Annotated in this window: 27 protein-coding genes; 16 read left to right on the top strand and 11 right to left on the bottom strand. The window is 41.6% G+C overall.

The features are described from left to right. Positions 1–50: 50 nt before the first annotated feature. From ABXS85_RS10995 to ABXS85_RS10980, 4 genes are all read right to left on the bottom strand, one after another. Positions 51–881, bottom strand: a complete 831-nt coding sequence (locus tag ABXS85_RS10995) for an AraC family transcriptional regulator (protein ID WP_353666577.1) — start codon at positions 879–881, stop codon at positions 51–53. Between the two features lie 87 nt (positions 882–968). Continuing rightward, complete coding sequence (locus ABXS85_RS10990) at positions 969–2,519, bottom strand: cryptochrome/photolyase family protein (protein ID WP_353666576.1); 1,551 nt, start codon at positions 2,517–2,519, stop codon at positions 969–971. Then, entirely contained in the window at positions 2,519–4,105 is a 1,587-nt protein-coding gene (locus ABXS85_RS10985; protein WP_353666575.1) for a deoxyribodipyrimidine photo-lyase, read from the bottom strand. Before ABXS85_RS10985 ends, ABXS85_RS10990 begins: the two co-directional genes overlap by 1 nt. Beyond that, a complete protein-coding gene (locus ABXS85_RS10980) occupies positions 4,047–5,366 on the bottom strand; it encodes a DASH family cryptochrome (protein ID WP_353666574.1) in 1,320 nt (439 codons plus the stop codon). Before ABXS85_RS10980 ends, ABXS85_RS10985 begins: the two co-directional genes overlap by 59 nt. 159 nt (positions 5,367–5,525) lie before the next feature. Between ABXS85_RS10980 and ABXS85_RS10975 the strand changes: the two genes are divergently transcribed. Then, the gene (locus ABXS85_RS10975; protein WP_353666573.1) at positions 5,526–5,867 is read left to right on the top strand and encodes a zinc ribbon domain-containing protein YjdM; all 342 of its coding nucleotides are present in this window, start codon (positions 5,526–5,528) and stop codon (positions 5,865–5,867) included. A gap of 136 nt (positions 5,868–6,003) precedes the next feature. Then, entirely contained in the window at positions 6,004–6,318 is a 315-nt protein-coding gene (locus tag ABXS85_RS10970) for a helix-turn-helix domain-containing protein (RefSeq protein ID WP_353666572.1), read from the top strand. Positions 6,319–6,378: 60 nt separating this feature from the next. On the opposite strand, the gene ABXS85_RS10965 is transcribed toward ABXS85_RS10970, so the two are convergent. Continuing rightward, positions 6,379–7,419 (bottom strand): zinc-dependent alcohol dehydrogenase family protein, encoded by a 1,041-nt coding sequence (locus tag ABXS85_RS10965; protein WP_353669770.1) that lies wholly within the window; start codon positions 7,417–7,419, stop codon positions 6,379–6,381. A 138-nt stretch (positions 7,420–7,557) separates the two neighbouring features. Here ABXS85_RS10965 and ABXS85_RS10960 point away from each other — a divergent pair, with 138 nt between their 5' ends. After that, positions 7,558–8,037, top strand: a complete 480-nt coding sequence (locus ABXS85_RS10960; protein ID WP_353666571.1) for an Lrp/AsnC family transcriptional regulator — start codon at positions 7,558–7,560, stop codon at positions 8,035–8,037. Between the two features lie 372 nt (positions 8,038–8,409). On the opposite strand, the gene ABXS85_RS10955 is transcribed toward ABXS85_RS10960, so the two are convergent. After that, the gene (locus ABXS85_RS10955; protein WP_353666570.1) at positions 8,410–9,321 is read right to left on the bottom strand and encodes a DMT family transporter; all 912 of its coding nucleotides are present in this window, start codon (positions 9,319–9,321) and stop codon (positions 8,410–8,412) included. Positions 9,322–9,447: 126 nt separating this feature from the next. Between ABXS85_RS10955 and ABXS85_RS10950 the strand changes: the two genes are divergently transcribed. From ABXS85_RS10950 to ABXS85_RS10940, 3 genes are all read left to right on the top strand, one after another. Next, positions 9,448–10,296, top strand: coding sequence for a LysR substrate-binding domain-containing protein (locus ABXS85_RS10950; RefSeq protein ID WP_353666569.1), 849 nt, complete (start codon positions 9,448–9,450; stop codon positions 10,294–10,296). A 165-nt stretch (positions 10,297–10,461) separates the two neighbouring features. Next, positions 10,462–11,022: a DUF308 domain-containing protein gene (locus ABXS85_RS10945; protein ID WP_353666568.1), complete on the top strand. Its 561-nt coding sequence runs from the start codon at positions 10,462–10,464 to the stop codon at positions 11,020–11,022. A gap of 400 nt (positions 11,023–11,422) precedes the next feature. Further along, the gene (locus ABXS85_RS10940) at positions 11,423–12,283 is read left to right on the top strand and encodes a delta-class carbonic anhydrase (protein WP_353666567.1); all 861 of its coding nucleotides are present in this window, start codon (positions 11,423–11,425) and stop codon (positions 12,281–12,283) included. 254 nt (positions 12,284–12,537) lie between these two features. Here the strand turns inward: ABXS85_RS10940 and ABXS85_RS10935 are convergent, their stop codons facing one another. The 5 genes from ABXS85_RS10935 to ABXS85_RS10915 form a co-directional block, all read right to left on the bottom strand. Further along, on the bottom strand, positions 12,538–12,792 hold the full coding sequence (locus ABXS85_RS10935) for a Txe/YoeB family addiction module toxin (protein ID WP_353666566.1): 255 nt from the start codon (positions 12,790–12,792) through the stop codon (positions 12,538–12,540). Then, positions 12,789–13,043, bottom strand: a complete 255-nt coding sequence (locus ABXS85_RS10930) for a type II toxin-antitoxin system prevent-host-death family antitoxin (protein WP_353666565.1) — start codon at positions 13,041–13,043, stop codon at positions 12,789–12,791. The genes ABXS85_RS10935 and ABXS85_RS10930 overlap by 4 nt, the downstream gene beginning before the upstream one ends. A 151-nt stretch (positions 13,044–13,194) precedes the next feature. After that, positions 13,195–14,742 (bottom strand): alkyl hydroperoxide reductase subunit F, encoded by a 1,548-nt coding sequence (gene ahpF / locus ABXS85_RS10925; protein ID WP_353666564.1) that lies wholly within the window; start codon positions 14,740–14,742, stop codon positions 13,195–13,197. A gap of 175 nt (positions 14,743–14,917) precedes the next feature. Further along, complete coding sequence (gene ahpC, locus ABXS85_RS10920; protein WP_353666563.1) at positions 14,918–15,475, bottom strand: alkyl hydroperoxide reductase subunit C; 558 nt, start codon at positions 15,473–15,475, stop codon at positions 14,918–14,920. 233 nt (positions 15,476–15,708) lie between these two features. After that, on the bottom strand, positions 15,709–18,651 hold the full coding sequence (locus ABXS85_RS10915; RefSeq protein WP_353666562.1) for a response regulator: 2,943 nt from the start codon (positions 18,649–18,651) through the stop codon (positions 15,709–15,711). A 719-nt stretch (positions 18,652–19,370) separates the two neighbouring features. Between ABXS85_RS10915 and ABXS85_RS10910 the strand changes: the two genes are divergently transcribed. The 10 genes from ABXS85_RS10910 to ABXS85_RS10865 all read left to right on the top strand — a co-directional run bounded on the left by ABXS85_RS10910 (position 19,371) and on the right by ABXS85_RS10865 (position 24,308). After that, the gene (locus ABXS85_RS10910) at positions 19,371–20,384 is read left to right on the top strand and encodes a hypothetical protein (protein ID WP_353666561.1); all 1,014 of its coding nucleotides are present in this window, start codon (positions 19,371–19,373) and stop codon (positions 20,382–20,384) included. Between the two features lie 124 nt (positions 20,385–20,508). Next, positions 20,509–20,955: a TM2 domain-containing protein gene (locus tag ABXS85_RS10905; protein ID WP_353666560.1), complete on the top strand. Its 447-nt coding sequence runs from the start codon at positions 20,509–20,511 to the stop codon at positions 20,953–20,955. 409 nt (positions 20,956–21,364) lie between these two features. Next, entirely contained in the window at positions 21,365–21,538 is a 174-nt protein-coding gene (locus ABXS85_RS10900; protein WP_353666559.1) for a hypothetical protein, read from the top strand. Positions 21,539–21,694: 156 nt separating this feature from the next. Further along, positions 21,695–21,937 (top strand): hypothetical protein, encoded by a 243-nt coding sequence (locus tag ABXS85_RS10895; RefSeq protein WP_353666558.1) that lies wholly within the window; start codon positions 21,695–21,697, stop codon positions 21,935–21,937. After that, complete coding sequence (locus ABXS85_RS10890) at positions 21,937–22,428, top strand: hypothetical protein (RefSeq protein WP_353666557.1); 492 nt, start codon at positions 21,937–21,939, stop codon at positions 22,426–22,428. Before ABXS85_RS10895 ends, ABXS85_RS10890 begins: the two co-directional genes overlap by 1 nt. A 76-nt stretch (positions 22,429–22,504) precedes the next feature. After that, complete coding sequence (locus ABXS85_RS10885; protein WP_353666556.1) at positions 22,505–22,654, top strand: transposase; 150 nt, start codon at positions 22,505–22,507, stop codon at positions 22,652–22,654. A 43-nt stretch (positions 22,655–22,697) separates the two neighbouring features. Next, the gene (locus tag ABXS85_RS10880; protein WP_353666555.1) at positions 22,698–23,021 is read left to right on the top strand and encodes a colicin E5-related ribonuclease; all 324 of its coding nucleotides are present in this window, start codon (positions 22,698–22,700) and stop codon (positions 23,019–23,021) included. Beyond that, positions 23,014–23,358 (top strand): hypothetical protein, encoded by a 345-nt coding sequence (locus tag ABXS85_RS10875; protein ID WP_353666554.1) that lies wholly within the window; start codon positions 23,014–23,016, stop codon positions 23,356–23,358. Before ABXS85_RS10880 ends, ABXS85_RS10875 begins: the two co-directional genes overlap by 8 nt. Before the next feature lie 116 nt (positions 23,359–23,474). Continuing rightward, on the top strand, positions 23,475–23,873 hold the full coding sequence (locus tag ABXS85_RS10870) for a hypothetical protein (RefSeq protein ID WP_353666553.1): 399 nt from the start codon (positions 23,475–23,477) through the stop codon (positions 23,871–23,873). 138 nt (positions 23,874–24,011) lie between these two features. Beyond that, positions 24,012–24,308: a hypothetical protein gene (locus ABXS85_RS10865; protein ID WP_353666552.1), complete on the top strand. Its 297-nt coding sequence runs from the start codon at positions 24,012–24,014 to the stop codon at positions 24,306–24,308. Positions 24,309–24,416: the final 108 nt, after the last annotated feature.

Raw genomic sequence — 24,416 nt, 5'->3', positions numbered from 1 at the left:
AGAAACCCTCAAATTGACTTTGATAAAAAAGAAATGAAGTTGGAAACCGGTTAATTGGCGAGCAAATTGTTCCGGTAGCGTGACGGCGTTGTGCCAAAGCTTGGTTTGAAGCAGCGATTGAAGTAGCTTAAATCACTAAAACCAAAATGATACATGGCATCGGCAATTGGCATTCCCGATGCAATAGCTTTTCTAGCTTGGTTAAGGCGATAATTTTGCCAGTACTTATGGGGCGTCATACCAAAATAATCACGGAAACAACGAAGAAAATGGTATTTGGAAAGATGCACCATTTTGCTTAGCTCGTCTAATGAAATGTCTCCCGTCAAGTGACTATGAAGGTAGTCTCTTACCTGCTCAAACAAAGCGTCTTTTCTATGTAGACCTTTATTTTTTTCTATTCCTTGCTGTTGAGCAAGCAACTCAGCAAAGTCATACAGAGCCGATTTGTATTGGATGGTAGAGGTGTTTTTGGCTTCGACCAAGTGAGACAAATGCAGAATCTGATGTCTTAGTGGTTGATTATTTTGTACGCATTGTTTGATGCGAAAGTGCTTTGCATAAGGAACGCCAGCGCTCTCTAACATAGGTGTTAGTTGATCAGGGTGGATATAAAGCATTTTATAGTGCAGTGTTTCATCGCCGCCTGAGTGGCCGTCGTGTGCGTCATCTGGATTGAATACAATGACATTACCTGGGTGGCTTTTATGATGTTCACCTAAAGCAAAAAAGTCTTGGCGACCGGAAAGAGTAATACCAAAGGAAAACTCTTCATGGGCGTGAGTGCCGTAGGAGAAATCATTCATCGCGGCGCTCAGCAAAATAACTTCATCGTTCAATTGGCTTTTCGCAAATTGGAAGTGATTATTGGTTGCTGCCATTCTATTTACCTTAGTTTAGTACTGAATAGAGTCTAGCTTATTCTCTTTAACGGGATATGTATTGGACAAAATTGCGCAATTAGGGCGTCACAGCTGCTCAATATGTTGCAAACACCAATCAGCCTTGTCTAACACAGCCTGTTGCTGATCGGTTGTTTGCTTATCCCAATTGCCATATATCATGCCAATGCGCGGGTTCTTACTCAGCCAGTCTCGATGTTTGACCATAAAACGCCAATACAAACTGTTGAGTGGGCAAGCTTGCTCGCTGATCTTTTCTTTCACTTGGTAATGGCATGAGGAGCAATAGTCACTCATTTTATGCGTGTAGCTGCCACTTGCTGCGTAAGGTTTAGAGGCAATCCAACCGCCGTCGGCAAATTGACTCATACCACGAGTGTTCGGTAATTCCACCCATTCGATGGCATCGATGTAAATGCCCAAATACCAATCGTCTACTTGCTGGGGCTCAATGCCTGTCAGCAGACAAAAATTACCTGTCACCATGAGGCGTTGGATGTGATGTGCGTAGGCAAATTCGAGGGACTGATGAATGGCTTGCGATAAACAATTCATCTTGGTCTCCCCTGTCCAAAAATACTCAGGCAAGTCTCGTTGAGCATCGAGGGCATTTTGTTGGCGATAGTCTGGCATGTTTATCCAATACATGCCGCGTACATATTCTCGCCAGCCAAGGATCTGTCTGACAAAACCTTCGATTTGCGATAAATCTATTTTAGGGTTTTGGCGAAATTGCCCTATAGCGGCTTGTATGACGTTCATAGGGTGAATCAATTTACTGTTGAGCGCAAAAGATAGGCGCGAATGATACAGGCTCCATGCATGTTCGGATTGGTCAGTCATGGCATCTTGAAAACGTCCAAAATTGGGCAACAGATGTTGGCAAAAATAATCCAATAATTGATGGGCCTCACGACGTGTTACAGGCCAACTGAGGTACGATCCTATTTGCCCAAAACAAGGTATCTGGTGTTGTTTGAGGCGCGCCACAATATCGTCAACAGGGTGCTGAAAACACAATGGCTCTGGTATGTCGGCTAAATCCTGTTTTTTTAACTTGTTGCGATTATTGGCGTCATAGTTCCATTTGCCACCTTCTGGTTGGCCTTCTGCCGTCATTAAAATATCAAAGCGTTGGCGCATTTTTCGGTAAAAGTGCTCCATGCGTACAGTGTGTTTGGCTTTGAAATGATGGGGAATTTCCGCAAATGGTAATAAAAAGTGCTCAGTATCAAAGCTCTCTACTGGAACAGAAGAGGTGTTTTGATAATCCTCCAATTGTCTGAGTAAGCGATATTCATCCGGTCTTTGATACTGAATAGTCTGAGCACCTATTTTGTCTGCTTGCTGGGTTAGTAAGTCGCTTAGGCTGAGCCCTTTTGTATCGTCCAAAGTGAGATGGCAGACCTTATGTCCTGCTTGTTGCAAGGCATTAGCAAAACCTTGCATGGCCAAAAAGAAGGCGGTGATCTTTTGGATGTGGTGTTTCACATAGTGGGCTTCAGAGTGCAATTCGGCAATCAGATACAACACACCAGAATCGGTCTGTTTAAACCAAGAGTGGCTGGCGTTGAGCTGATCGCCCAATATCAAACGAAGGGTGTGAAATTGGCTCATTAAGACCTCTTATTTTGAGTTTTGCTCTTGGTTTTACTATTAGGTGAACGAACATGGGTGGCTAATATTCGTTGTTTTTCTGCGCTTACTTCAGGCCGCTTTCGAAATCCCCATAAACGTTCACGAGCGGATTTGGCCGCCTCTTCTAAGTTGAGTATAGGATGCGGATAGTCATTGCCAAGTTGACAGTCATAGAGGGCTTCCTCCATTGGGGACATGTGCCAAGGCGTATGGATCAGTGGGGCAGGTAGCTGATTTAATTCTGGCACCCAGCGACGGATAAAGTCCCCCTCAGGATCTTGGTCTTGTGACTGTTTCACCGGATTATAGATGCGAATGGTATTAGTGCCCGTCACCGAGGCCTGCATTTGAAACTGTGGGTAGTGAATGCCGGGCTCAAAGTCGAGAAAGAGCCTAGCGAGCGGCTTCACGCCCATGCGCCAATCCAGATTCATATGGTGACAAAGAAAACTCACCAGCATGGCACGCATACGAAAGTTGATGTAGCCCGTGGCATGTAAGGCGCGCATACAAGCATCTATCATAGGGTAGCCTGTTTTACCGAGATACCAGCGTTCAAAGTCCGGCCAAATTTGTTCGTCATTGCGATAGGGAAAAGCGTGATAAGCCTGATTGACGGGTTGATATTCCATGCGGCACTCGCTTTCAAACTTCTGCATAAAGTGGCAATGCCAATGCAATCGTGAACTCAAAGCAATCAAGGTGCGTCGCCAGCCTTTGGTGTGCCAGCGAGTTAATAGGTCTTGATACACTTCTCGCAAGCTGATGTTGCCCCATGCCAAATAGGGCGAAAGTCTGGTGCAGGCGGAGCGGCTGGTTAGCGGGCTGGATAAGGAGGAATAATAATATTGCCCACGTTCCTCATAGAAGCTGGTCAGAGTTTTCCAAGCAAGTGTGCTGCCACCGGTTTGCAAGCCTTTTTGACTCGTTTGCCAAGGTTTTGGGATAGCAATATTAGGTGGAGTCATCTGGTGCCAAGAGGCTTTTTCTAGTGCCGTTTCGGCAATGGGTTGGCGCATGACTTGTTGCCAAGCTTGATCCCAAGTATCCCGATTCTTCAACCCTCGAATCACAGCACCGGTTGGAAATTCATGCCAGCTTATTTGCGCTTTTTGGCACCATTTTTTTATGGCAATATCCCGTTCAAAAGTTAGTCCTAAGCCAATTTCTTCACTGCTGTATAACGCCTGAAAGGAGGTTGTTTGGTGAAGGCTTGTTAAGGCTGCTAACGCTTCTTGATAATCAATGTAGAGCTTGGCTTGGTAAGGTGTTAGCTGAGTTTGCATGTCCATTAAGGACTGCCATACAAAGCGCCAGTGACGTTCATCATAGTGTTCGTCAGCGACCAAGCTTGGTTCAAACACATAAAATAAAATGACCGGACGCTGGCTGTTGATGGCCTGTTGTAAAGGCTCATGATCGGTTAAACGCAAGTCACGTTTAAACCAAACCACTACGGGCGCTAAAGACGTTTCAGGTAAGCAGGCTTGGGTCATAAAACAGCGACTAAGGTGTTGGATAGAGAGGCCAATCTGCCGCGTCCACAGAATCCAACTGATGATCAAATTCGTCACCTTTCCATAGACGAATAAAAGTACCATCAGGATCGTATTGTGCGGTTTGTTTATCGAGGTTAAATCGGCGGCCTCCGCGCGGGTCGGCCCCGACTCCTGCAATGTACTGCCAGTTTCCCCAGTTTGAGCCAACATCATAATCAATGAGTTGTTGCTCAAAATAGGCCGCACCATAACGCCAGTCCACACCCAATTCATAAATCAAACAACTGGCAACCAATTGACGTCCACGATTACTCATAAAGCCCGTTTGATTAAGTTGCTTCATGCAGGCATTGACTATGGGGTAAGGTGTATTGCCTTGGCACCATTTACGAAAGCGTTCTGGGTAATAGGACAACTTAGGAGCCTGTTTGGTCACCCCATTTGGCATAAACAAATGCTTGCCGTGGCATGCGGCATACCAATGGAAATATTCGCGCCACAACAGTTCAAAGAATATCCAGTAGCTTGATTCGTTGGAACCACGGTCTGCCTCATACTGGCGTAACGCCGCCAGCACTTGTTTAGGGGATACGCTGCCTTGTGCTAACCAAGCGGAAAACTTGGTGGAGTTTTCCCAACCCGATAAGGCATTACGAACTTCTTTGTAATGTTTGGGCAAATCTGTGGTGAAGTAGTCTGTTAGTTGCTGCTTAGCAGCGTCTTCGCCTCCTATAAAAGGTCCTTGTGATAATATACTTGTTGCTTGCCAAGGCTGGATTTGAGCCAGACTAAAGATTACCGCGCTGGGCAAATCCTTTAATTTGGGCATGGGTTCGGCAATCTCCATGGTTTCAACAATGCGCCGAAATTTCGAGAAAGTAGAAGGTAGATCGGCGATAGAGAAAGGAAATTGCCATGGTTCGAATAGTGTTTGAGCATAACTGGTATGGAAATGCACATCTGAAAAAGCCTTTTCTAGATGGCGTAAACTGGTTTGTTCATTCCATCCGCCGCAATGATTTAAAAAAACGTGGGAAATGGGAAGTTCATTGAGTATCAGGGTCAGGCTGTTTACCGGATCCAATTGACTAACGTAGAGAATTTGCCCAAGGGCATCTAACTCTTGAGCTAAATTGTCTAAGCCTTGTAATAAAAAGGTACGGCGCAGTTTAGACATGCCTTGGGTGGCATAACGTGAGGGGCGTTTATGTTCAGGTGCATCACAGTACAGGCAAACCAATTGATCTACTTCTTGTGCGGCTCGCCACAACATTTTTTGGTCTGCGCAGCGTAAATCCTTGTCAAACCACACTAAGCCCATTTTCATTGTCCATCTCCTTTTTTAGTATAAAAAAATTTACGCAACAGCTGATTGTTTGGATTCTTGGAAGCAATAAAAAAGAGTTTTCACAAGAGTAAAACCTTATGGAGTTTAGGGTTATAATGCGCCCTTTCTAATACGAATTAAGTAAAGGTTTTAGCCAAAATGAGTCTGCCAAATTGCCCAAAATGTCATTCTGAATACGTGTATGAAGATCAAGCTATGTTGATCTGTCCAGAATGTGCCTATGAATGGAATCCGCATGAAGTGGAAGTGGACGAAGATGCTTTGATCATAAAAGATGCCACAGGCAAACAACTTCACGAAGGCGATAAAGTGACCTTGGCAAAAGACTTAAAAGTGAAAGGCTCATCTCAAGTACTGAAAATTGGTACTAAAGCGACCATCAAACGCCTAGTAGATGGTGATCACGATATTGATTGCAAAGTGGATGGGGCGGGCGACATGATGTTGAAGTCTCAGTTTGTGAAAAAAGCCTCCGCTTAAATCGACAGCTCAAGGCAATAAAAATGAGCATATTTATGCTCATTTTTATTGCCTGTAATAATTTTGTGCAAAATTTTTCTCATTTCTCGATATTTATGTCTATATTTGAGCATAATATTGCGCAAAAGGAGCAAAAATGACCGACTCATTCACCCCTTCTCAGCAGAATTTACTCATCGATTTAATACGGCAGCATATGCTAGAGGAATTAACTCAGGGCCAGTTACTCAAGTATTTACGCAAACAATTTCTGCACATGAATCAGGGGCAATTCGCCGTGCTGGTGGGTGTCAGTCGTCGAACTTTGAGTGACCTAGAGCAAGACAAAGGCAGTCCAGCCCAAGCAATCGTCAATAAGGTGTTTGCCCCTTTTGGCATTAAAACCAGCTTAGCACCGGCGGATCCGATGCTGGCGTGTTATTTGTTTGTGGGTAAGGGGCAAAGTCAATGACTGATATTTACACCTATGGCGCTAATTTGATGTACAAATGCCCGCCACATTAGGACTTCTCTAAAATTGAGTGACTACCGTAACGCCTGGTGTATTTGTCGTGTCCATGCTGATTAATGCGTTAATGGATTCTGCTAAGCTGATGGTGCGCCCCAAGAGCTTTTCTGGTGCCAACTTCCCTGATAGCATCATGCTTAGCATGGCGTCGTAGCGATACGCTTGCATACCATGACTGCCTATAATTTCTAACTCATCCGCGATGACTTTTGCCATTGGCATAGGCGGAGTGGCATGATCGGCCAGCAACAGACCCACCTGAATGTGCTTGCCTAATTTACGCAAGCTGCGTACAGAATTGAACGCGGTAAGTGAATGACCTAGAGCGTCCAGTGAAACGTGTGCGCCGCCTTTGGTGATCTCGATAATGGCCTCCGCCACATCGGCGACTTGGTTGGCATTGATGACGGCGACCGCACCTAAAGTGCGAGCCAATTCCAGTTTGCCTTGATCAATATCTACTGCAATAACATTGGCTCCTAGTGCATTGGCTATCATGATGGCGGATAAACCAACACCGCCGCAGCCATGTACTGCTACCCATTGGCCTGCGCTGACTTTTCCTTGATCTACCACTGCCCTAAAAGAGGTGACAAACCGGCAGCCTAGGCTAGCCGCAGTGGCAAAATCTAAGTGTTCTGGTAGTGCCACTAGGTTGATATCGGCGTGGTCTACCCTAGTGTATTCAGCAAAAGATCCCCAATGAGTGAAGCCCGGCTGAGTTTGGTTTCCACATACTTGGTGATTGCCTGAGTGACATTCCGCACAACTACCACAAGCATTGATGAAAGGAACCGTCACCCTGTCGCCGACTTTAAAGCGGGTAACATCTTTGCCTACTTCCGCGATAATGCCAGCAAATTCATGACCTGGTACGTGTGGTAAAACGACATCAGTGTCGTGTCCTTGCCAACAATGCCAATCACTACGACATACACCAGTGGCTTCGACTTTAATGACCACGCCATGTGAGGCTGGGATTGGATCAGCAACCTGCTGGATACTAGGTAAAGAAGAAAATTTCTCGATCACCACTGCTTTCATCATTACACCCTCTGAATAAAGTATTTGAGAAACAGTCTAGACTCAAATGAGGAAATTGCTTTGCTATTTGTGTATCGATTTGGCACTTTATTAGCAGTTTCTTTTAAGTATTTATTAATTTTAAAAAGGATCTTTCTTTTGGCGAAGCTCGACAAAGTTGATAAACAAATATTGTCTCTCATACAGCAGAATGGGCGCATATCCAATGCCAAGTTAGCCAATGCTGTTTCTATGAGTGAAACACCTTGCTGGCGTCGCTTAAAACGGCTTGAAGAAGAACAGATTATTACCAGTTATCAAGCAAACTTAGATCGGCGTCGTATGGGGTTTGGCGTCATGGCTTTTGTACAAATTTCTTGTACTAGTCACGATGAAGAAAGCACCCTTGAATTTGAGCGAATAATTGCGAACTCTGAATACGTTTTGGCTTGCCATAACACCACAGGGGAAGCGGATTTTATGTTGCAAGTAGTGGCGAAAGATTTAGACGATTACAGTCGTTTCGTAGAGCAGAGTTTGCGCAAACTTCCCGGCGTATCTGCGATTCGCTCTAACATTTCATTGCGTGAGGTGAAGTCATCGAGTCGTCTCCCTATAGATTTCTCCACTTATGAATAACTACTGTGTAATGTTTTGTGTAGTTATTCATGGTGAATTTTAGTAGATTTTCATAGTAAAAATAAGATGTTTATAGGCTGTTTAGGCGATTATTTTATCTATTATCCGATTGAGTTCGTTGGGTTTGATTTAGTAACGACTTGTTCTGTATTTAGAGTGAAAAATTCGTATTGCTTTTACTTTTAAGCAGTAAGATTCGTTTTTTTATCTATCGGGAAGTTAATTGCAGGAGTACATATGACATTGACTGCTTTCTTCAGAAAACAGTCAATAGGGGGACTGATGGTGGGCATATTCTTTGTCTTTGCCACAGGCCATGACAGAATATAAAGGTTTGCCTTATGCTTCAGGTGAGCGAAATTAGTATAACATTTACTTGTAGTAATACGGTGTAGACGATATACGATATAGAATTCTGCTGATAGGCAGATTACCTATGAGAGTGCCAAGCAATATGCTCACTAGAGCAATCGTTAGTCCTAGGCTCCAAGCTTCATTAAATAAAGGTACGGCTAAGCTGCTGGCAAATACCGGGACTAACGCCATCAAGCTGCCCATTCGTGTTGCACCAATTAAATGAACAGCGCGACCGTAACATACCATTTGTATGGTGGTTGCCATGACACCTTGATAGAAAGCTTGCAGGCCTACCATTTGCCACGTAGCGTCCAGAATATGATGTGGCAAAAAAAGCACATAGACAGGAGCGAATAGGCTAAAAGTCACCGCAATGATGCCCAGAGTGGCTTGCCAAGGAGCAAATTTCCAACGTCTTAGTAATACGGTGAAAATGCCCCAGAAAATACAAGCCAGTACAAAGCTACTGTCCCCTAACCAATATTGACTGCCAGACGTAAAGGTTTCTATTAATAACGCCATGATGCCTAAACTGCTAAGAAAAATGCCCAGCCATGACGCTCTTGAGTGGCGCTCCCCTGCGACAAAATAAGCAAACACGGCAATCATAATAGGCATTAAGCCCGGAAGTAACAAAGCAGCATGGGTTGCTGGGGCATTAGCAAAGCCATTAAATACTGATAAGGCGTAGGCTAATCCACCAATTAAACCAAGCACCAACATGCGCCATTGCAGAATCGCGGCTCTGTGTTGCCAAATAAAAGGAGAAAATAATACGAAGGCGGTTCCAAAACGCACCATCATCATGTCTGGTAGGGCTAATGAAGCCAAACTACCTGCTTTGGATACCAATATAAACCCTGTCCAAATCGCCACAGCGGCCAAGGCATAGGCGAGGCCTTTTAGCGGCAAAGTATCTTGTGTCATTTTGGTATCCTCATTTGTTTAACTTTTAATCAGTTTAGACTATATTAGACTTCATTAAAAATGAATAATTAAGAATATATCGTTCATTTTAAATGAATTATTGCTGGTGTAATTGGGGGGCTTGCTATGGAAATTTCTGACTTGATTGTTTTTAAAGCAGTGGTAGAGCATAAAGGGGTAACACGGGCCGCAGAAGCTTTGCATCGCGTGCCTTCGAACATTACGGCACGAATTAAGAAATTAGAAGCTGAGCTGAACATAGACTTATTTATCCGTGAGCATAATCGCCTTGTGGTGACGTCAGCGGGTCTTCGGCTACTGGAATACACTCAGCAAATTTTGCAACTACAAAAAAACGCTATTGCAGAATTAACGCAATCTGAACCTTCGGGCTTATTAAGGCTAGGTTCCATGGAAAGCAGTGCGGCATCCTACTTGCCTTCTTTATTATCTAAGTATCATGTTCGCTATCCCGATGTGCAGGTGGAGCTGATGACTGCTGCATCAGAGCCCTTGATTGATAAAGTATTAAAGGGCGAGCTGGACTTAGTGATGACCTCTGATCCACCGAATGATGCGAGACTGTTATGCTCCCCTTTTTGTGAAGAAGAGTTGGTGCTCATCATGCCGCAAGTTTGGCAAGATGAACAAAGCTTACCATCACCATTGACCATGGTGAGTTACAACAAAGGTTGTTCCTATCGTCAAAGATTGGAAACCTGGCTAAAACGACATGATGTAAGATGTGAACGCGTCATTGAAATTCCTAGCCATTACACCATGTTGGCTTGTGTGGTGGCTGGCATGGGTATAGGCATGGTGCCGAAATCTCTGTTATCACTTCACCAAACCGATGGTTTAGCCAACCGTCAAGTGGACAAGGATATTGCGCAAGCCACTATTTATTTAGTGGCACGCAAAGACAATCCTGCCAGTGCCATCAGTGCTTTTGTGGAGTTAGCAACGACAGTTTAGTCTGTAGCTTGTTGTCCTTTATGATAGTTTTGTGAACACTTAAGTCATGAAACTTCACATTGATTGAATGATTGAGCGTATCCCGAATCCAATTTTTGATGATAGAGTTTCATATAAGTCTGAAATAGCTAACTCATTCATTTGTCATTAAAAAGAGGGATTTTTATGTCTTCTTTTGACCGTCAATCCGCGAAGGAACTTTTACAGCAAGCAGTACAAAAACAGGGGAAACTTTTAAACATCATAGGCTTTGTCTTTATTGCATTAGGCATTTATGCCCTCATTGCCCCCACTACTTTTGCGTTGGGTATCGAGAAAGTGCTTGGTTGGACCCTGTTCTTCGCCGCAGTAACCTACTTTGCCCATGCGTTTTTAATGCGTCGCTGGCAAGGTGTTGCGTTTGATTTATTAAACGGACTGATCCTTGCGCTGGTGGCTTTTATCCTGCTCAGCAATCCATTAAGTGGCGTCATGAGTTTAGGTCTTATTATGGCCGTCTTATTTGGCTTTGATGGCGTAATGAAAGGCATTCGAGTGTTTAAAGGCGAACTGAACACCAGCTACCAAGTCGCTCTAGCTCTCTCGGCTTTGTTGTCGATTGTGATTGCCCTGTTGATGTTGTGGGATTTGCCAACGGCAGCACCGATTTTTCTGAGTGTGATTGTTGGTATTAATCTTATTCTGAATGGCTTTGGCTTATTGGCCCTTGTGAAAGCCTTTCGTTAATCTCCTTGATTCCAATCCAAGCGGTACTTTCGACTCTCATGAGTTGAGCACCGTTTTTTTTTACCACTAAAAGAGCAAAAGGTACGCTCAGCACTTATGCCTAAAACTTCTGCATTACTTTTTAGAGAAGGCAAAGTGATTCAGTCTTGCTTGGTAACAGTGACCCATCTAAATCACACTTCTTGCGCACACCTATTTATCTTATGGGAATAAGGCAAATAGATACATTTTGTGAAAGAAGCATGGAAATAAATGGAAAAAGCGTAATTTTTAACATTTCGAAGAAAAGCGGTTGATAGTATCAAACACGAATATCTTGAGTTTATTCAGGATATTGGTGTTTACAGTCATACTTAAAGATCTTATTGAGATCATCAATTGGGAAAATAGGAAAGAGTGAATGAAAGTAACTAATCTAATGAGTATTGTGGGTATAAGCCTGTTTACCAGTTGTGTTTTTGCGAGTGAGTCGAATGTCGTTTCAGACGAAGTCATTAGCGAACAGCGTAGTAAATTGGCTGAAAGTAGTTATGGTAAAGGTTATGGGCCTCAAGCCCCAAGGGATATTGAACGTAAGTTTGGGCGAAATATTCTGACCTTTGGCGAAGCCCCTGTTGTTACCAAGATGAACCTTTGTAATATTCATTTCCATAAAAACGCGGAGCACAAAGGTGGAGAATTTACTACCTATGCTGGCAATGGTGATGGTGAAGGCTACCAAACTGGTTACCTATACAATGGCAAGTTAACGGCTCAAGAGTTGCGGCCGATTAAAGGTGGTTCTGTGTGTAAAAGTAAGCACAGTAAAGTCTCACCAGGCGATACCATCGAAGTTCACTATGTTTATTCTTCAGCGCAAGTAAAACCTGGTCCGACCTTAGGATCTTGTATCAGCGAGGAAATTAAAAACCCGCAGCTACGTGTTGAAGCGCAAGTGTACGTTGTTGTTAATGACGATAATGCATTGGATTTTGGAAAGTTGACAGCTTATGGTGAGCGTAATGGTTTTTATCAAGCCACGGATATTCCGAGCAATACTGGAAAACCTATAAGCTACGCTGGTTCTACCACAGGACCTGGTTACAATGAAAAGGCATCGCCTTATCAAGTTACATGGAATGTTCGTCCTAAAGTCCAGAAAGTTAGCATCTCCACAGTTGGTGACTGGTGTGACAGTGACAATGTCTTCAAAGAAGACCACGCCCATGGGGTGAGAAACTTGGTCACGAATCCAGACTTGTTATCCAACATGTCTCACTAAATTGATCAGAATGCCATTAAAGCTCTTAGGATGAGAGCTTTAATGGCATGTTAATTGGTTTACAGAGAGCATGGTCACTAATACTCGGCTGTAACCTCTCTCAATTTACATAGTCCAGATATAATTTACATAGTCCAGATATAATGAGTATTGAGTTACCGCGCCAATTAGATTCCAGATTATCTAGCTGATTGAAAGAGAAGTTTTTTGACATTTGTTGGCGTCATTGCGGAAATAGTCAGCAAGGGCTGCTGTTAGTAGTGATAACGACACTGAACGATAAATAGCTGATTACCTTCTACTTTATAGACAAGTCTGCGCTCTCGATCAATACAGCGTGACCAATAGCCAGACCAGTTATGCTTTAATGGCTCCGGGTCGCCTACCTCTTCAAAGGGCTGAGGTGAAATAGCTTTAATTAACGTATTAATCCGCTTAAGGGTCTTTTTATCTTTTAGCTGCCAATAAAGATAATCTTCCCATGCGTGTTCAGCCCAAGCTAAGATCATTCTTCAATTAGATTTCTTTTTGCTGCATTACCTGCTTCTATTTCGGCAATGGCTTCGTTCAAGCGGGAAGCGTTTTTTGGGCTTGCCATCAAATAAGCTGTTTCTTCATATGCTTGAAAATCTTCTAAGCTAATAAGTACAGCAGGTTTGCCGCCCTGAAGAGTAATGAGAACAGGTTTATGGTCGTCATTCACTTTATCAAGTGTACTGGCCAGATTGGTTCTAAAGGCTGAATAACTTAATGTATCCATAAGCTACTCCTCCAACTGAGTAGCTAAAATTGTACTTGTACTTATTTTTGTACGAAACAGTTTGTTTCTGGAGTGCTAACAGAATTTTGCGATAAAAAAACCGCCATCTCGCTAAGCAAGATGGCGGTTTATATGGCTTCTAGTAGTCCGCTTAGTTGCGGATTAGGTAATCGAATGCACCCAAGGCAGCGGTTGCACCCGATCCCATGGAAATGATGATTTGCTTATAAGGCGCAGTGGTCACATCTCCAGCGGCAAAGACTCCAGGCATTGATGTCTCGCCGTGTCCGTTTACCACAATCTCGCCACGATTGGTCAATTCCAAGGTATTTTCGAGGAATTCACTGTTTGGTACCAAGCCGATTTGTACGAAGATACCTGCCACATCCACTAGATGAACCTCGTCAGTCTTACGATCAGTGTATTTCAAACCAATCACGCGTTCACCATCGCCTAAGACCTCAGTGGTCATGGCATTTTTGATGATGGTGACATTGGCGAGAGACTCAGCCTTTTTCACTAACACATCGTCGGCACGAAGTGTGTCGCCAAATTCCAGCACAGTGACATGCTCAACAATACCTGCAAGATCAATAGCGGCTTCGATACCTGAGTTACCACCACCAATAACAGCAGTTTTCTTGCCTTTGAACAAGGGGCCGTCACAGTGTGGGCAGTAAGCAACACCCTTACCACGATATTCTTGTTCGCCCGGTACGTTCATTTCTCTCCAGCGAGCACCCGTTGCTAGAACGACGGATTTACTTTTTAAAACCGCGCCATTCTCCATTTCCACTTCGATTAGGTCTTTTTTCTCTAGGCGCACGGCTTTTTGTGTCTTCATGACATCAACATCATAATCTAATACGTGTTGTTCCAAACCGGTAACCAGTTTTGGACCATCGGTGGCTTTGACAGAAATGAAGTTTTCAATGGCCATGGTATCGGCTACTTGACCACCGAAACGCTCGGCTACTACACCAGTGCGAATGCCTTTACGCGCTGCATAAATGGCAGCGGAAGCGCCAGCAGGACCACCACCCACTACCAAAACATCGTATGGGTCTTTTTCAGACAAAGCGGCTGCTTGTTTATCCGCGGCACCTGTGTCTACTTTGTTTAGAATTTCGTCTAAGGTCATACGGCCTTGACCAAAGTGTTCACCATTTAGGAAAACCGCTGGAACGGCCATGATGTTGCGCTCATCTACTTCGCTCTGGAACAAAGCGCCATCTATCATGGTGGCAGTGATCTTCGGATTCAGTACTGCCATAAGGTTGACCGCTTGAACCACGTCAGGGCAGTTGTGACATGAGAGGGAAATGTACACCTCGAAGTTCAGTTCAGCGTCTAATCCTTTAATTTGTTCTAGGGTCTCTTGTGCTGCTTTAGATGGATGGCCACCCGCTTGTAACAAAGCCAACACAAGAGAAGTAAATTCATGGCCCATTGGAATGCCTGCGAAGCGAACACGAGGCGTTTCGCCTTTTGGTGCAATGGCCATTTGAGGCGCACGACCGTTCGGGTTTTCATCAATAGTTAGACCAATTTTTCCTGTATTTAATGCTTCAATTTCTTGAGCAAGCGAGATTAACTCTGCTGATTTGTCATTGCCATTTGAGGACACAGTAATCTCAATCGGATTAACGATATTTTGAAGGTACGTGCCCAACTGTTGTTTCATATTTGCGTCTAACATAGTGTTTAATCCGTTTTAACCTTGAGGATTACTGTAAAATTCGGGCGCAGAAATCCATGCCTAACAAGCTCGTCTTGAGGCGATTGCATCCGAAATGTTTGTGTTGAGGGCCAAATACCAAGACTGGCTAAGCCCAAGGTTGGACGCGGCGCGCCCAACCATTAGGAGAGTCGTCTTAGATTTTACCGACTAGGTCTAGAGATGGCGCCAATGTCGCTTCACCTTCTTTCCACTTAGCTGGGCATACTTCACCTGGGTGAGCAGCAACGTACTGAGCGGCTTTAACTTTACGCATTAGATCGTCTGCGTCACGGCCGATGCCTTCTGCAGTGATTTCCATTGCTTGGATAGTACCTTCTGGATCGATCAAGAAAGTCGCACGGTCAGCAAGACCTTGGCCTTCACGCATTACACCGAAGTTATTAGTGATGCTGCCATTTTGGTCGCCTAGCATGTAGTAGTTGATTTTACCGATAGTGTCAGAGCTGTCGTGCCATGCTTTGTGAGTGAAGTGTGTGTCTGTAGAAACAGAGAATACTTCTACGCCTAGCTTTTGTAGCTCTTCGTATTTGTCAGCCACATCACCAAGCTCAGTTGGGCATACAAATGTGAAGTCAGCTGGGTAGAAGAAAAATACTGCCCATTTACCTAGTACATTCTTTTCAGTTACTTCTACGAACTCGCCTTCTTTGAAAGCCGTTGCAGTGAAAGGTTTGATTTGAGTGTTGATCATTATCTATCTCCTAATGTGTTTGCGTTACCAACAGGGGGCATATTAGGAGAGAATGAGAAATTAATAAAATTGTTATTATTTAGTATGTCGATTTAAAAAAGCTATAGTCGGTATAGAAAGAGCTTCCTATTTCGTTTTGTAACTGCTTTCTTTATGGCCTTCTATTTAATGTATGCGCTGTTTTGATTTAGCCATTCAGGCTTTGAGGCCATGATAATTCATGGCCTCGCCCATTAATTTGCAGAAGGTTTATCCTTATGAATTTGTGGATCGGTACTTTCTGTAGGACCAAAAATGCCTCTTTGCCAAATCAGTAAGCCACTTAGTATGGTATCCAGTTCGCTTTGTAAGGCGATTTTAGCTTCCTGCTGAGTGCAATTTTCTTCCAGTTGTTTGGCCAATTCGCTTAAATAATGCATACCCAATGTTGCCGCGATGGACTTCAGAGTGTGGCAATGACGTCGAGCGTCTTCCATGGCCCCTTTAGCAACGGCTTGTTCAAAGAGTCCTATAAAGTCTTGTTGTTTCTCTGTAAAACGCTGCAACATGCGGATATATAAATGGTGACTCAATGCGTGCTTTAAGCCGATATAAGTATCCAGTTGAGGCATGTCCGGTAAAGGATAAGCGTTGAATTCACTGATTAATGCAGCATTTCTTGTCGGTAAAGACAAAGTATGAGACATGGATGTATCCGAGGATAGCCATTTTGACATGGTGTTGAACATAGAATGAATGTCGATTGGCTTAGTAATGTGATCATTCATACCTGCTTTATGCACCTTATCCATATCCTTATTAAACGCATTGCCAGTTAACGCAATGATGGGTAGCTGATCGAACTGATTGTCTTGGCGAATGATTTGTGTGGCTTGATAGCCATCCATGATCGGCATTTGACAGTCCATCAGCACCAAATCGAAGGCTTGTTCTGCTATCTTCTCTAGCGCTTCTGCGCCATTGGTGGCTAGACTCAGATCGACTTGATGTTTTCTCAGCAGTTCCGCTGCCAATTCGCGATTGATATCGTTGTCCTCAACCAATAGGACTTTTGCACCGTACAGATAGGGGTAATCGGTTGCCAAATATTCCTCATCACTAATGGTGACAGGATTGCCGTTGGTGTCTCGGTGAGACAAAGCAATGGCATCAAATAAACTGGGTAAGGTCACAGGTTTGGTTAGAAAGCCTGTAATATTTAGATCTTTCTCCGCCGCATTAGCTTTAACACTATTCATTCTGTGAGTTGGTGCCATGATGATCACAGGTGGCGCTTCGGCTATGCTTGATAAAATTTGACGGCTGGCTTCTACACCATCAGTTGCAGACAGCTGCCAGTCAATAAGAATCAGTTGATAAGTCTGACCTTGTTGCTCTGCTTTGCGTATTTTATCAATGGCTTGATGGACATTTTTAACAGCATCGCAGCCCAAACCAAGGGTATTCACATCGGCAATCAGCATGTCTCGTGTGGCGTTATTGTTATTAACTAGCAACACACGCTTGCTATTACTTTGTTCTGAGGTCTGATAAGCACTTTCAGTGGCTTCTTTGCTTTGCTGTTGTTCTGACCCTGAAGCTTTGACTGCTTGCTCTAATGGGATTGGATAAGAAGGCGAAGGCGCTTGTGTTGGTTGACGCTTGGTAATGTCACGCCAGATGCACAGAATGGCTTCTTGATTCTGATAGGTCACGGTAACCAATGCCATATCAGCATAAACTGGCTTGTGTTGTTCGCCTTTGAAAAGCCACTCAGTTTTACCTCTACCAGTTTCTTTGACGGCATCCAACAAGGCGTAGTGTTCATCCAAGGTAGCTTTGCCATTAGCTTGAATGGAAGGCGATAAGCTGGCAATGGATTGACCATTTAAACTAGTGTGTAGGGCTTTGAACTTGCTTGCAGCCGCTTGGTTACTTTCCACAATACGTTCATTGATCATGATCCAAGCAGGGTCTGGCGTCATGTCAAACATAGAGCGGAATCTGTCCTCGCTTTCTACGGCCTGTTTGCTTTGTTTCCAAAGGTTACGAGTAATGAGCCAAGCAAGAACGAAGATGATCAATAAAGCCACCAGACAAATAACGCCAATTTGCTTGGTCGCAGCTTGCCACTCTTGATCTGCTTGCTGTTTGAAACGATGCGAGGCTTGTTGTACTTGCTTAGTTATTTGATCAAGATAGTTTTCAATCGGCAAAAGGGTATTGTCTAAGGCCTCACCCAATAATTGGGTTTCTTGTGTAAATGACATTTGTTGATACAACTCGCCCATCAAACTTTGTGGCGTAAAGACAAAACTCATGTCGTCCTGAGAATACTGATACGCATTGCCATAGAGTAGAGTCTTTAATTCCTCTAACTGACGAACAAGGCTGTCAGCATACGCTGGGTACTCGGTTTGAATGGTGGTAATGGCGTCTTGAAGCATCAATATGGATGGTGTAACCAGATTATCACTGATTTCGTCTATTGCCATTTTTTGCTCACTATACAGCAAGGCAAATACACTGGAATCCAGCATAGCAATGCTTTCTAACGCTATGACCAAGGCCGTATCTAGTGGGCTGTTGCGTAAACTTTTATAATATTGAAGTAAGCCATCCTGTGGATTCGTAGCAGTATCGCTCGATGTATAAAGTTCGCTGGCTGCTGTTTGGCGATATTGATTATTGAGAGCATTTGCTAAGCTGCGCAAGGCGTCTATTTTGAGTTGAGCTTTTTCAACTAAGCTTTGGAACTGACTTTGAGAAACAAAATTCCCCTGTCTTTGGTGCCAATTTTCAATCTTCTGAAGCAAGCTTTCCGTGTTCATCCCTTGCTGTTGAAGTTGTTGTCCAAGTGCAAGAATGTCTTCATATTGAGTCGCGTTTGCCAACAGATTATCGACAGTGATCTGGTATTCTTTTAACCAAGCTTGGTTGTCCAGCTCGTGTGCGTAGTCTTTATCAACAAGGTGCTGCTGAATGTCATTATATTTGTCAGGGACTATGTCTCCTAGATGTGCAGTGGAACGCAATATGATGTTTTGCTGTTCCGTTAGGCTTTGTTGCTGAACTCGCAACTTAGACATGGTGCTCATCATAATGAATGCACTAACCACAGTGGCCAACAGAATAACACCAGTCATTATCCAGACTAACAGTGAACTCGTATTTTTAAAGCGCTTCTCTATTTGCATATTCATAACCTGATCAACAATCGAAATCAAACACAGTAAAGAGGGAGCAAAAGCCTTAACGTGATTAACTTAGGAACAACTCACCTCATTCAATATTGGGATAAGGTTAATTGAAAGCCGAGTAAAACTCAGACGGAGATGTGTCATGATGTGTAAGATTGACCGACGGAATGTTGCGCACTTTTACCCAGCTGATACGGAATGTAAAAAAGCAAAAGAGGATGGCCTTTAGTTAGCATCATTGTTACATCGAGGCATTAGGAGGTGATTTTTCTCTTCAGCATGATCGACTGCGATGAGAGCAATGGAGTTGAAGATTGGATTGGTTTGTACCACTAGAGCGTCCTAATGATTATTGTTTTTTGATTGCTATGAATAGTTTGGTAGACCGGAAATAAAACCGTGACTGTTTTTGGAATCTGTAATGCATCTTGAACTTATACCTGCGGTTTAAGTTTTATAATTTTTAGTAGATATTAGTAGGATATTTATATCAATTCCCCCCCAAATGAAAAATGATTTTTACAATCAAAAAAAGACTTATTGATTGCTCTTAGTGTGAGTTTATTCAATATGACGTATGTTCACTTATTGTAAATTAAGTGATAGTGTGGTTTCTTGAAAAATCGTATTGGTTTAGTTGTTAAGGTTCACATACGCATAATCGAGTCTTAGGTGTATCTTTTTAAGCAAAGGCAAGTAAATTAGGAGGTTAGAGATTGAGAGTTGTTTTGATATTATGTGCCGTAATTTTAGTCTCTGCATGTACATCTCGTTCGGTGGACAGCTCCATTTCAAATGAGGAGGATTTGACAAAGAAGGCGATTATAAATAATAAATATTCGATGAATTTTAAGGAGCAGATGAGCCTTTATTTTTATTCTGAGAAGTTAAGGATTTCTTGTGGAAAGGTGTTTTTAAATTACAGTGGTGAAATTGGATTTTCAAAAAATAAAGGAAATCTTGTTGATAATGTTGAGAGTATTACAACGAAATATAAAGAAATCCTTTCTAGTGAGGTGAGCTTTTCTCGGCCATTATTTTCACCAATATATAATGAAAAAATTATGTCGGCGCTTGAAGAAAAAGCCAGAGTGTGCAGAAGGAAATTATATGATTATATTGCCGCATTTGAAAGCAAATTTTTGGGTAGTGGTAAAGATGCGCATAAAGAGAATGTGGCAGTTGATTTTTTTGTCGCTTATACAGAATTAATGTCCTCATTATATGCTTTTGAATACAACTCTTATCAAGGTAGTTTTATTAAGCTATCAATGGTTGAACATATAAAATTGATGCATTTCTATTATAATATGGTTTATATATTATTTGAAGATGTTCAAAATGGAAATATTGGTGATATAGAGTTTGATGATGAGGTGTTAGTAAAACAAAAAAACAGATTGGAAAAAGATTTTAATATTATGGCAGGCTATATGCTAATTATGGAATTTCAAAATAAAAAAAATAATAAAGATTATGAGGATAGAATGAATGCATTGAAAGATAGAATGAATGCATTGAAATATGAGGTTGGTAAAAGTGTAGATCAATATTATTCGATTATATTAGAAGAATATGCTTCTTTTAAGGAAGCCAAAAAGCAAGATGAATTAAATTCTGATCATTACATTTCGCTATTTCTTTCTGTAATAAATCAAGATAGAGAGATTAATCCAAAATTCCTTGAGTATCAAAAATTAATGTTAAATTCATTTCTCAATAAAAATTAATTTTACTTTTCAGTTTTTTATTTAGTTGGATTGTTTTGTTCTGTTTGACCTAAGACTTATGTTTTTTTCAATGCTTGAGCATTGTTTTGTAGATCTATTTTTTTCACTTTAGAGGAGATAATTAATGAAAGGAAAAATATTATTATTTGATGATTCAAGTCGTACAGGTATTATTTCCGGAGATGACGGTAAACGCTATGAATTCGATATAGAACAATGGAGAATAAAATCATTTCCTAGCGTGGATATGAGGGTTGATTTTATAATTAATGAGAGTTTTGCAACAACCATTAATCCAAATACTAATCCATCTAAAAAAAGCTCTTCTAAAAAAATGGGCGCAATACTTTTTGCATTTCTTTTAGGTGCATTTGGTGCTCATAAATTTTATCTTGGCTATAAAATGCAAGGCGTTATAATGTTATTAACGTCAATTATTGGTTATGTTTTTATTGGAATTCCAACACTGATAATGATGGTTATTGCATTTATTGAATGTGTGATATACATATTTAAATCTAATGAAAGCTTTGAGGAAACTTATATATTAAATAATAGAGGATGGTTTTAAATTTCAATGAATTTAATAGATAATTAAATGTATCTTTTTCAAATTTTATAAAAATTGGCTGGATTTAACTAGGATTTAACGTGCCACCCACCTCTCGAAGCCAATCATATTAAGTGATTGGCTTTTTAATGAAAGTTGATGTAGCAGGACAGGCAATTTAGCAAGGCACCCAGCCTATGACATTCATTTTTCAATAAGTTAAGACTCTCCTTTGGACGCATAATTTAACAAACTACCCACCTTATTAAGCCTAGTACTTGGAATTGTCACAGAAACTTTATTAACTAGAGCATTAGCCATAATTGGAACTACTTCAGCAGCTACCACATTACAAGATCAAATAGAGATACTTAAAGACTCACCTGAATGCCAAGAAATGAGTGATTCATTGAAAATACAGATGATAGCTTTGTTTGTTACATATTCGCAAAATGGTGTACTAGATTCAGGTGGAAAGCAGATACATGATGTTAACCCAGAGGATAATATTCTTATTTCTCCAGCAGACTCGCCTTTGGCTACAGAAGACCAGAGTACAGCGTTTCCAATTAACGAAGAAACGGGTGCGATTATTCTATTCTAACTGGATTGGATGGAAGCAAAATAGAAATAGATCTGATTTCAGACGGTTATCAGCCAGCAGATACTGATCTATTGGGTCTTCGCTTGGTGTATAGTGAAGAACATGGTGATGTTACAAAAGGAGTAATCAAGTCTAGTGAAACCATAGGACTACCTGTTGAAGCCGTTATCGGGACTAAAAAAAAGACTTTTAAGAGTTGATATCGAACCTAATGGAAAGCTGCAAATACAGTCTGGTAGTGGGAAGGGATCGATCGTTGATTTTAGTCCAGATTTATCAAAGCCCTTAGCTCCTCAAATTAATAAGGCATTCAAGCGTCTACCGAAATCCTCTAGAGATCAATTGATTAAAAATGCTGAAAAAGGCTTAAAGCGCCTCCAAGAAACAGGAAATATGTAGTGTATTCTAAATATATTGTACTGATAGATAACAAAGTCCCTCTTCCTAGTCGTGCATCTATAGTTAATGATGCTTGGGGAGAAAGTATTCCAGTTTCCTTTGTTCAGGATGCGGAGGTATTAAATGATGCCTCTTATTTAGATCTTAAGGTGAACAAATGGGAGGCAAACGGTAAGTGGTCTGAGATGCAAGAACAGGAGCCTTGGATTAGGGTTGAGACATATCGTGACGAACGAGTTAGAGAATTTTTGGATGAAAATCAACTGCGCTTAACTGTTAATAATAAGAATTGTTTTTTAGTGGCTCTTGAGTTAGATGATGGGTGGCAAGAAATCGATCAAGTTTTGTTAGCGTGTGTGGTAAAAGCATTAGTGAAAATTCAGAATATTTATGCTTACGACGATGTGAAGGGATATATTGATTGTGGTGATTATCTTAAATCATTGCCGTCAAAAGAATCTGTTAGAAAGTCTGTTTTTTTGGAAGAATAATTGGGGTCACCCTGAACCTGCTACAGTTTAATGGACATTTTTAATCAGGGACAATAAGTCCTTTAGGAGTGTTCTTATGACAACAAAACGTAAACCTTATAATGCCTATACCAAAGAGTTTAAGTTGGAAGCGATTCGCTTAATGGAAACATCTGATAAACCAGCTGCGGATGTCGCTAGAGAACTTGGGCTAAGGCGAAACCAACTTTATAAGTGGAAAGAGTAATAATACAGGACAGGCATAACTTAGTTCTTGGATCGGGATTGGTGTGCTCACCTCCCTATTTAAGAAACCGCAAACATGGTCTGGTTTATTTGGTAAGTCTAAGGTTACAAAGGAAGTAACAACTCAATTTGAAAAGAAAATCGAGAAGCAAATGGGTAAGCGAGATTGGGATAAGGACAGCGTTAACAGTACGATTGAGAACCCAAATAAAACTGTTTCGACAAGAGATACACGATGGAACAGTGATGAGCCCGCTACAGCTTATATCCCTGAGGATGGACACTATGTTGTGCGTAATGATAATGACGGTACGATTGTCCAGATTTCAAATGTAAACAAAGCGGACTGGAAACCTCCTTTTGAGTGACATGGATATGATGGAAGTTGACTTATTAAAACCATTTAATGGTAAAGGTGTTTTTTGCGATGGTGAATTCATTGTGTATAAGGCACATTGTGCAGCTTTTTTACAGGCTAGCAAATCTGCTGGCTTTGCGGTTATAGGGATTGAAGGTTTCTACTTGCTAAAAGATGGAAGCGTGAAACCCAATCTAGACGAGATTGCAGACTTTTCTGATATCAAAAATGGGGATAGGCTCGGCGAGTACATTGAAGCCTGTTTTGAGGCTGCTAATCGTTTCGTAGTGCATATGAACTCTATTGGAAAAAGCGATGGTTATTGTTTTATATTGACGAACTCGTGAAGTTAGCGATTTTTGTAAAGTTTTAATGTTACAAACAACATTTAACATGACACCCATCTTAAGTTTTTTCCTGCAACAAAAGAAGGATTACAAGACTTTATCAAGAGTTTGAGATAATGGATACGATTGAAATTATCAGAGATAGTTTAAAGACTGTTGTCTATGGTGAGCATGGCAAATGGTTGGAAGAAAACAAAAAAGATACTGAGTTAGGTTATGGAGTGTTCTTGTGTGATAGGTTTTCCATTACTTTGTGTCTTTATACGAAAGGACTTTACTATAAATCTGAAAGTGCTGATTCAGCCAAAGAACTTAAGATTACATATGATGATATTAATTTGGTAGAAAGTTCTTTAACTTTGGATAAATATTCAGAGGCATCTCGGACAGGTAATTATTTTCAATTGATACCTATGATTTTGAAGTGTTCTTCTGGTTTATATGAGTTAATGGTACCACTTATTGTATATTCAGGGGTTCTTGTTTCCTTATGTGAATGCAGTAAGGAAATCTAGGGAACATTCGAAAAAAATTCAAAAAACCACATTACCAAAACTTGTGAGTGTTGATGGAGGGATACCCGCTTATGTTTTACCAAACCAATCCTTAAATGGTCTAAGGCCTGAAATTTTAAACTCTATGGCGATACCAAAATGATGAAGAAAGAAGCAACTATACTTGTTCGTTTTCTTAGTGCCGCTGAAGGTGGTCGCCAATCCTCGATTGGTTGCCTTTTGATGATTGATGATACTCAGGCGTTTGATTGTCGATTCATCTTGGATGGAACTACGGTTTTTGAACTTGGCATGGAATATGACATAGCTGTTAAATTTCTTAATCCTGAGAATGTTCTCAGCCACTTAAATGAAGAAGATGAGATCTCTCTTTGGGAAGGCAAAAAGATAGGTGCCGGAATCGTTAAAAAAATTTTCTCAGACTCTGAAACTTAAATGTTATACACAATGTAGATAAATCCTGGAAAAACATAATAGAAGGGAAAGCTCAGAAAACCGGAACTCCCGGACATCAATTCAGAAGCTACAGAGAAGCGGTAAGAA

It is taken from the genome of Marinomonas sp. THO17 (assembly GCF_040436405.1).
In the GTDB taxonomy this organism is placed as follows: domain Bacteria; phylum Pseudomonadota; class Gammaproteobacteria; order Pseudomonadales; family Marinomonadaceae; genus Marinomonas.
This window is presented reverse-complemented; position numbering and strand designations above follow the sequence as displayed.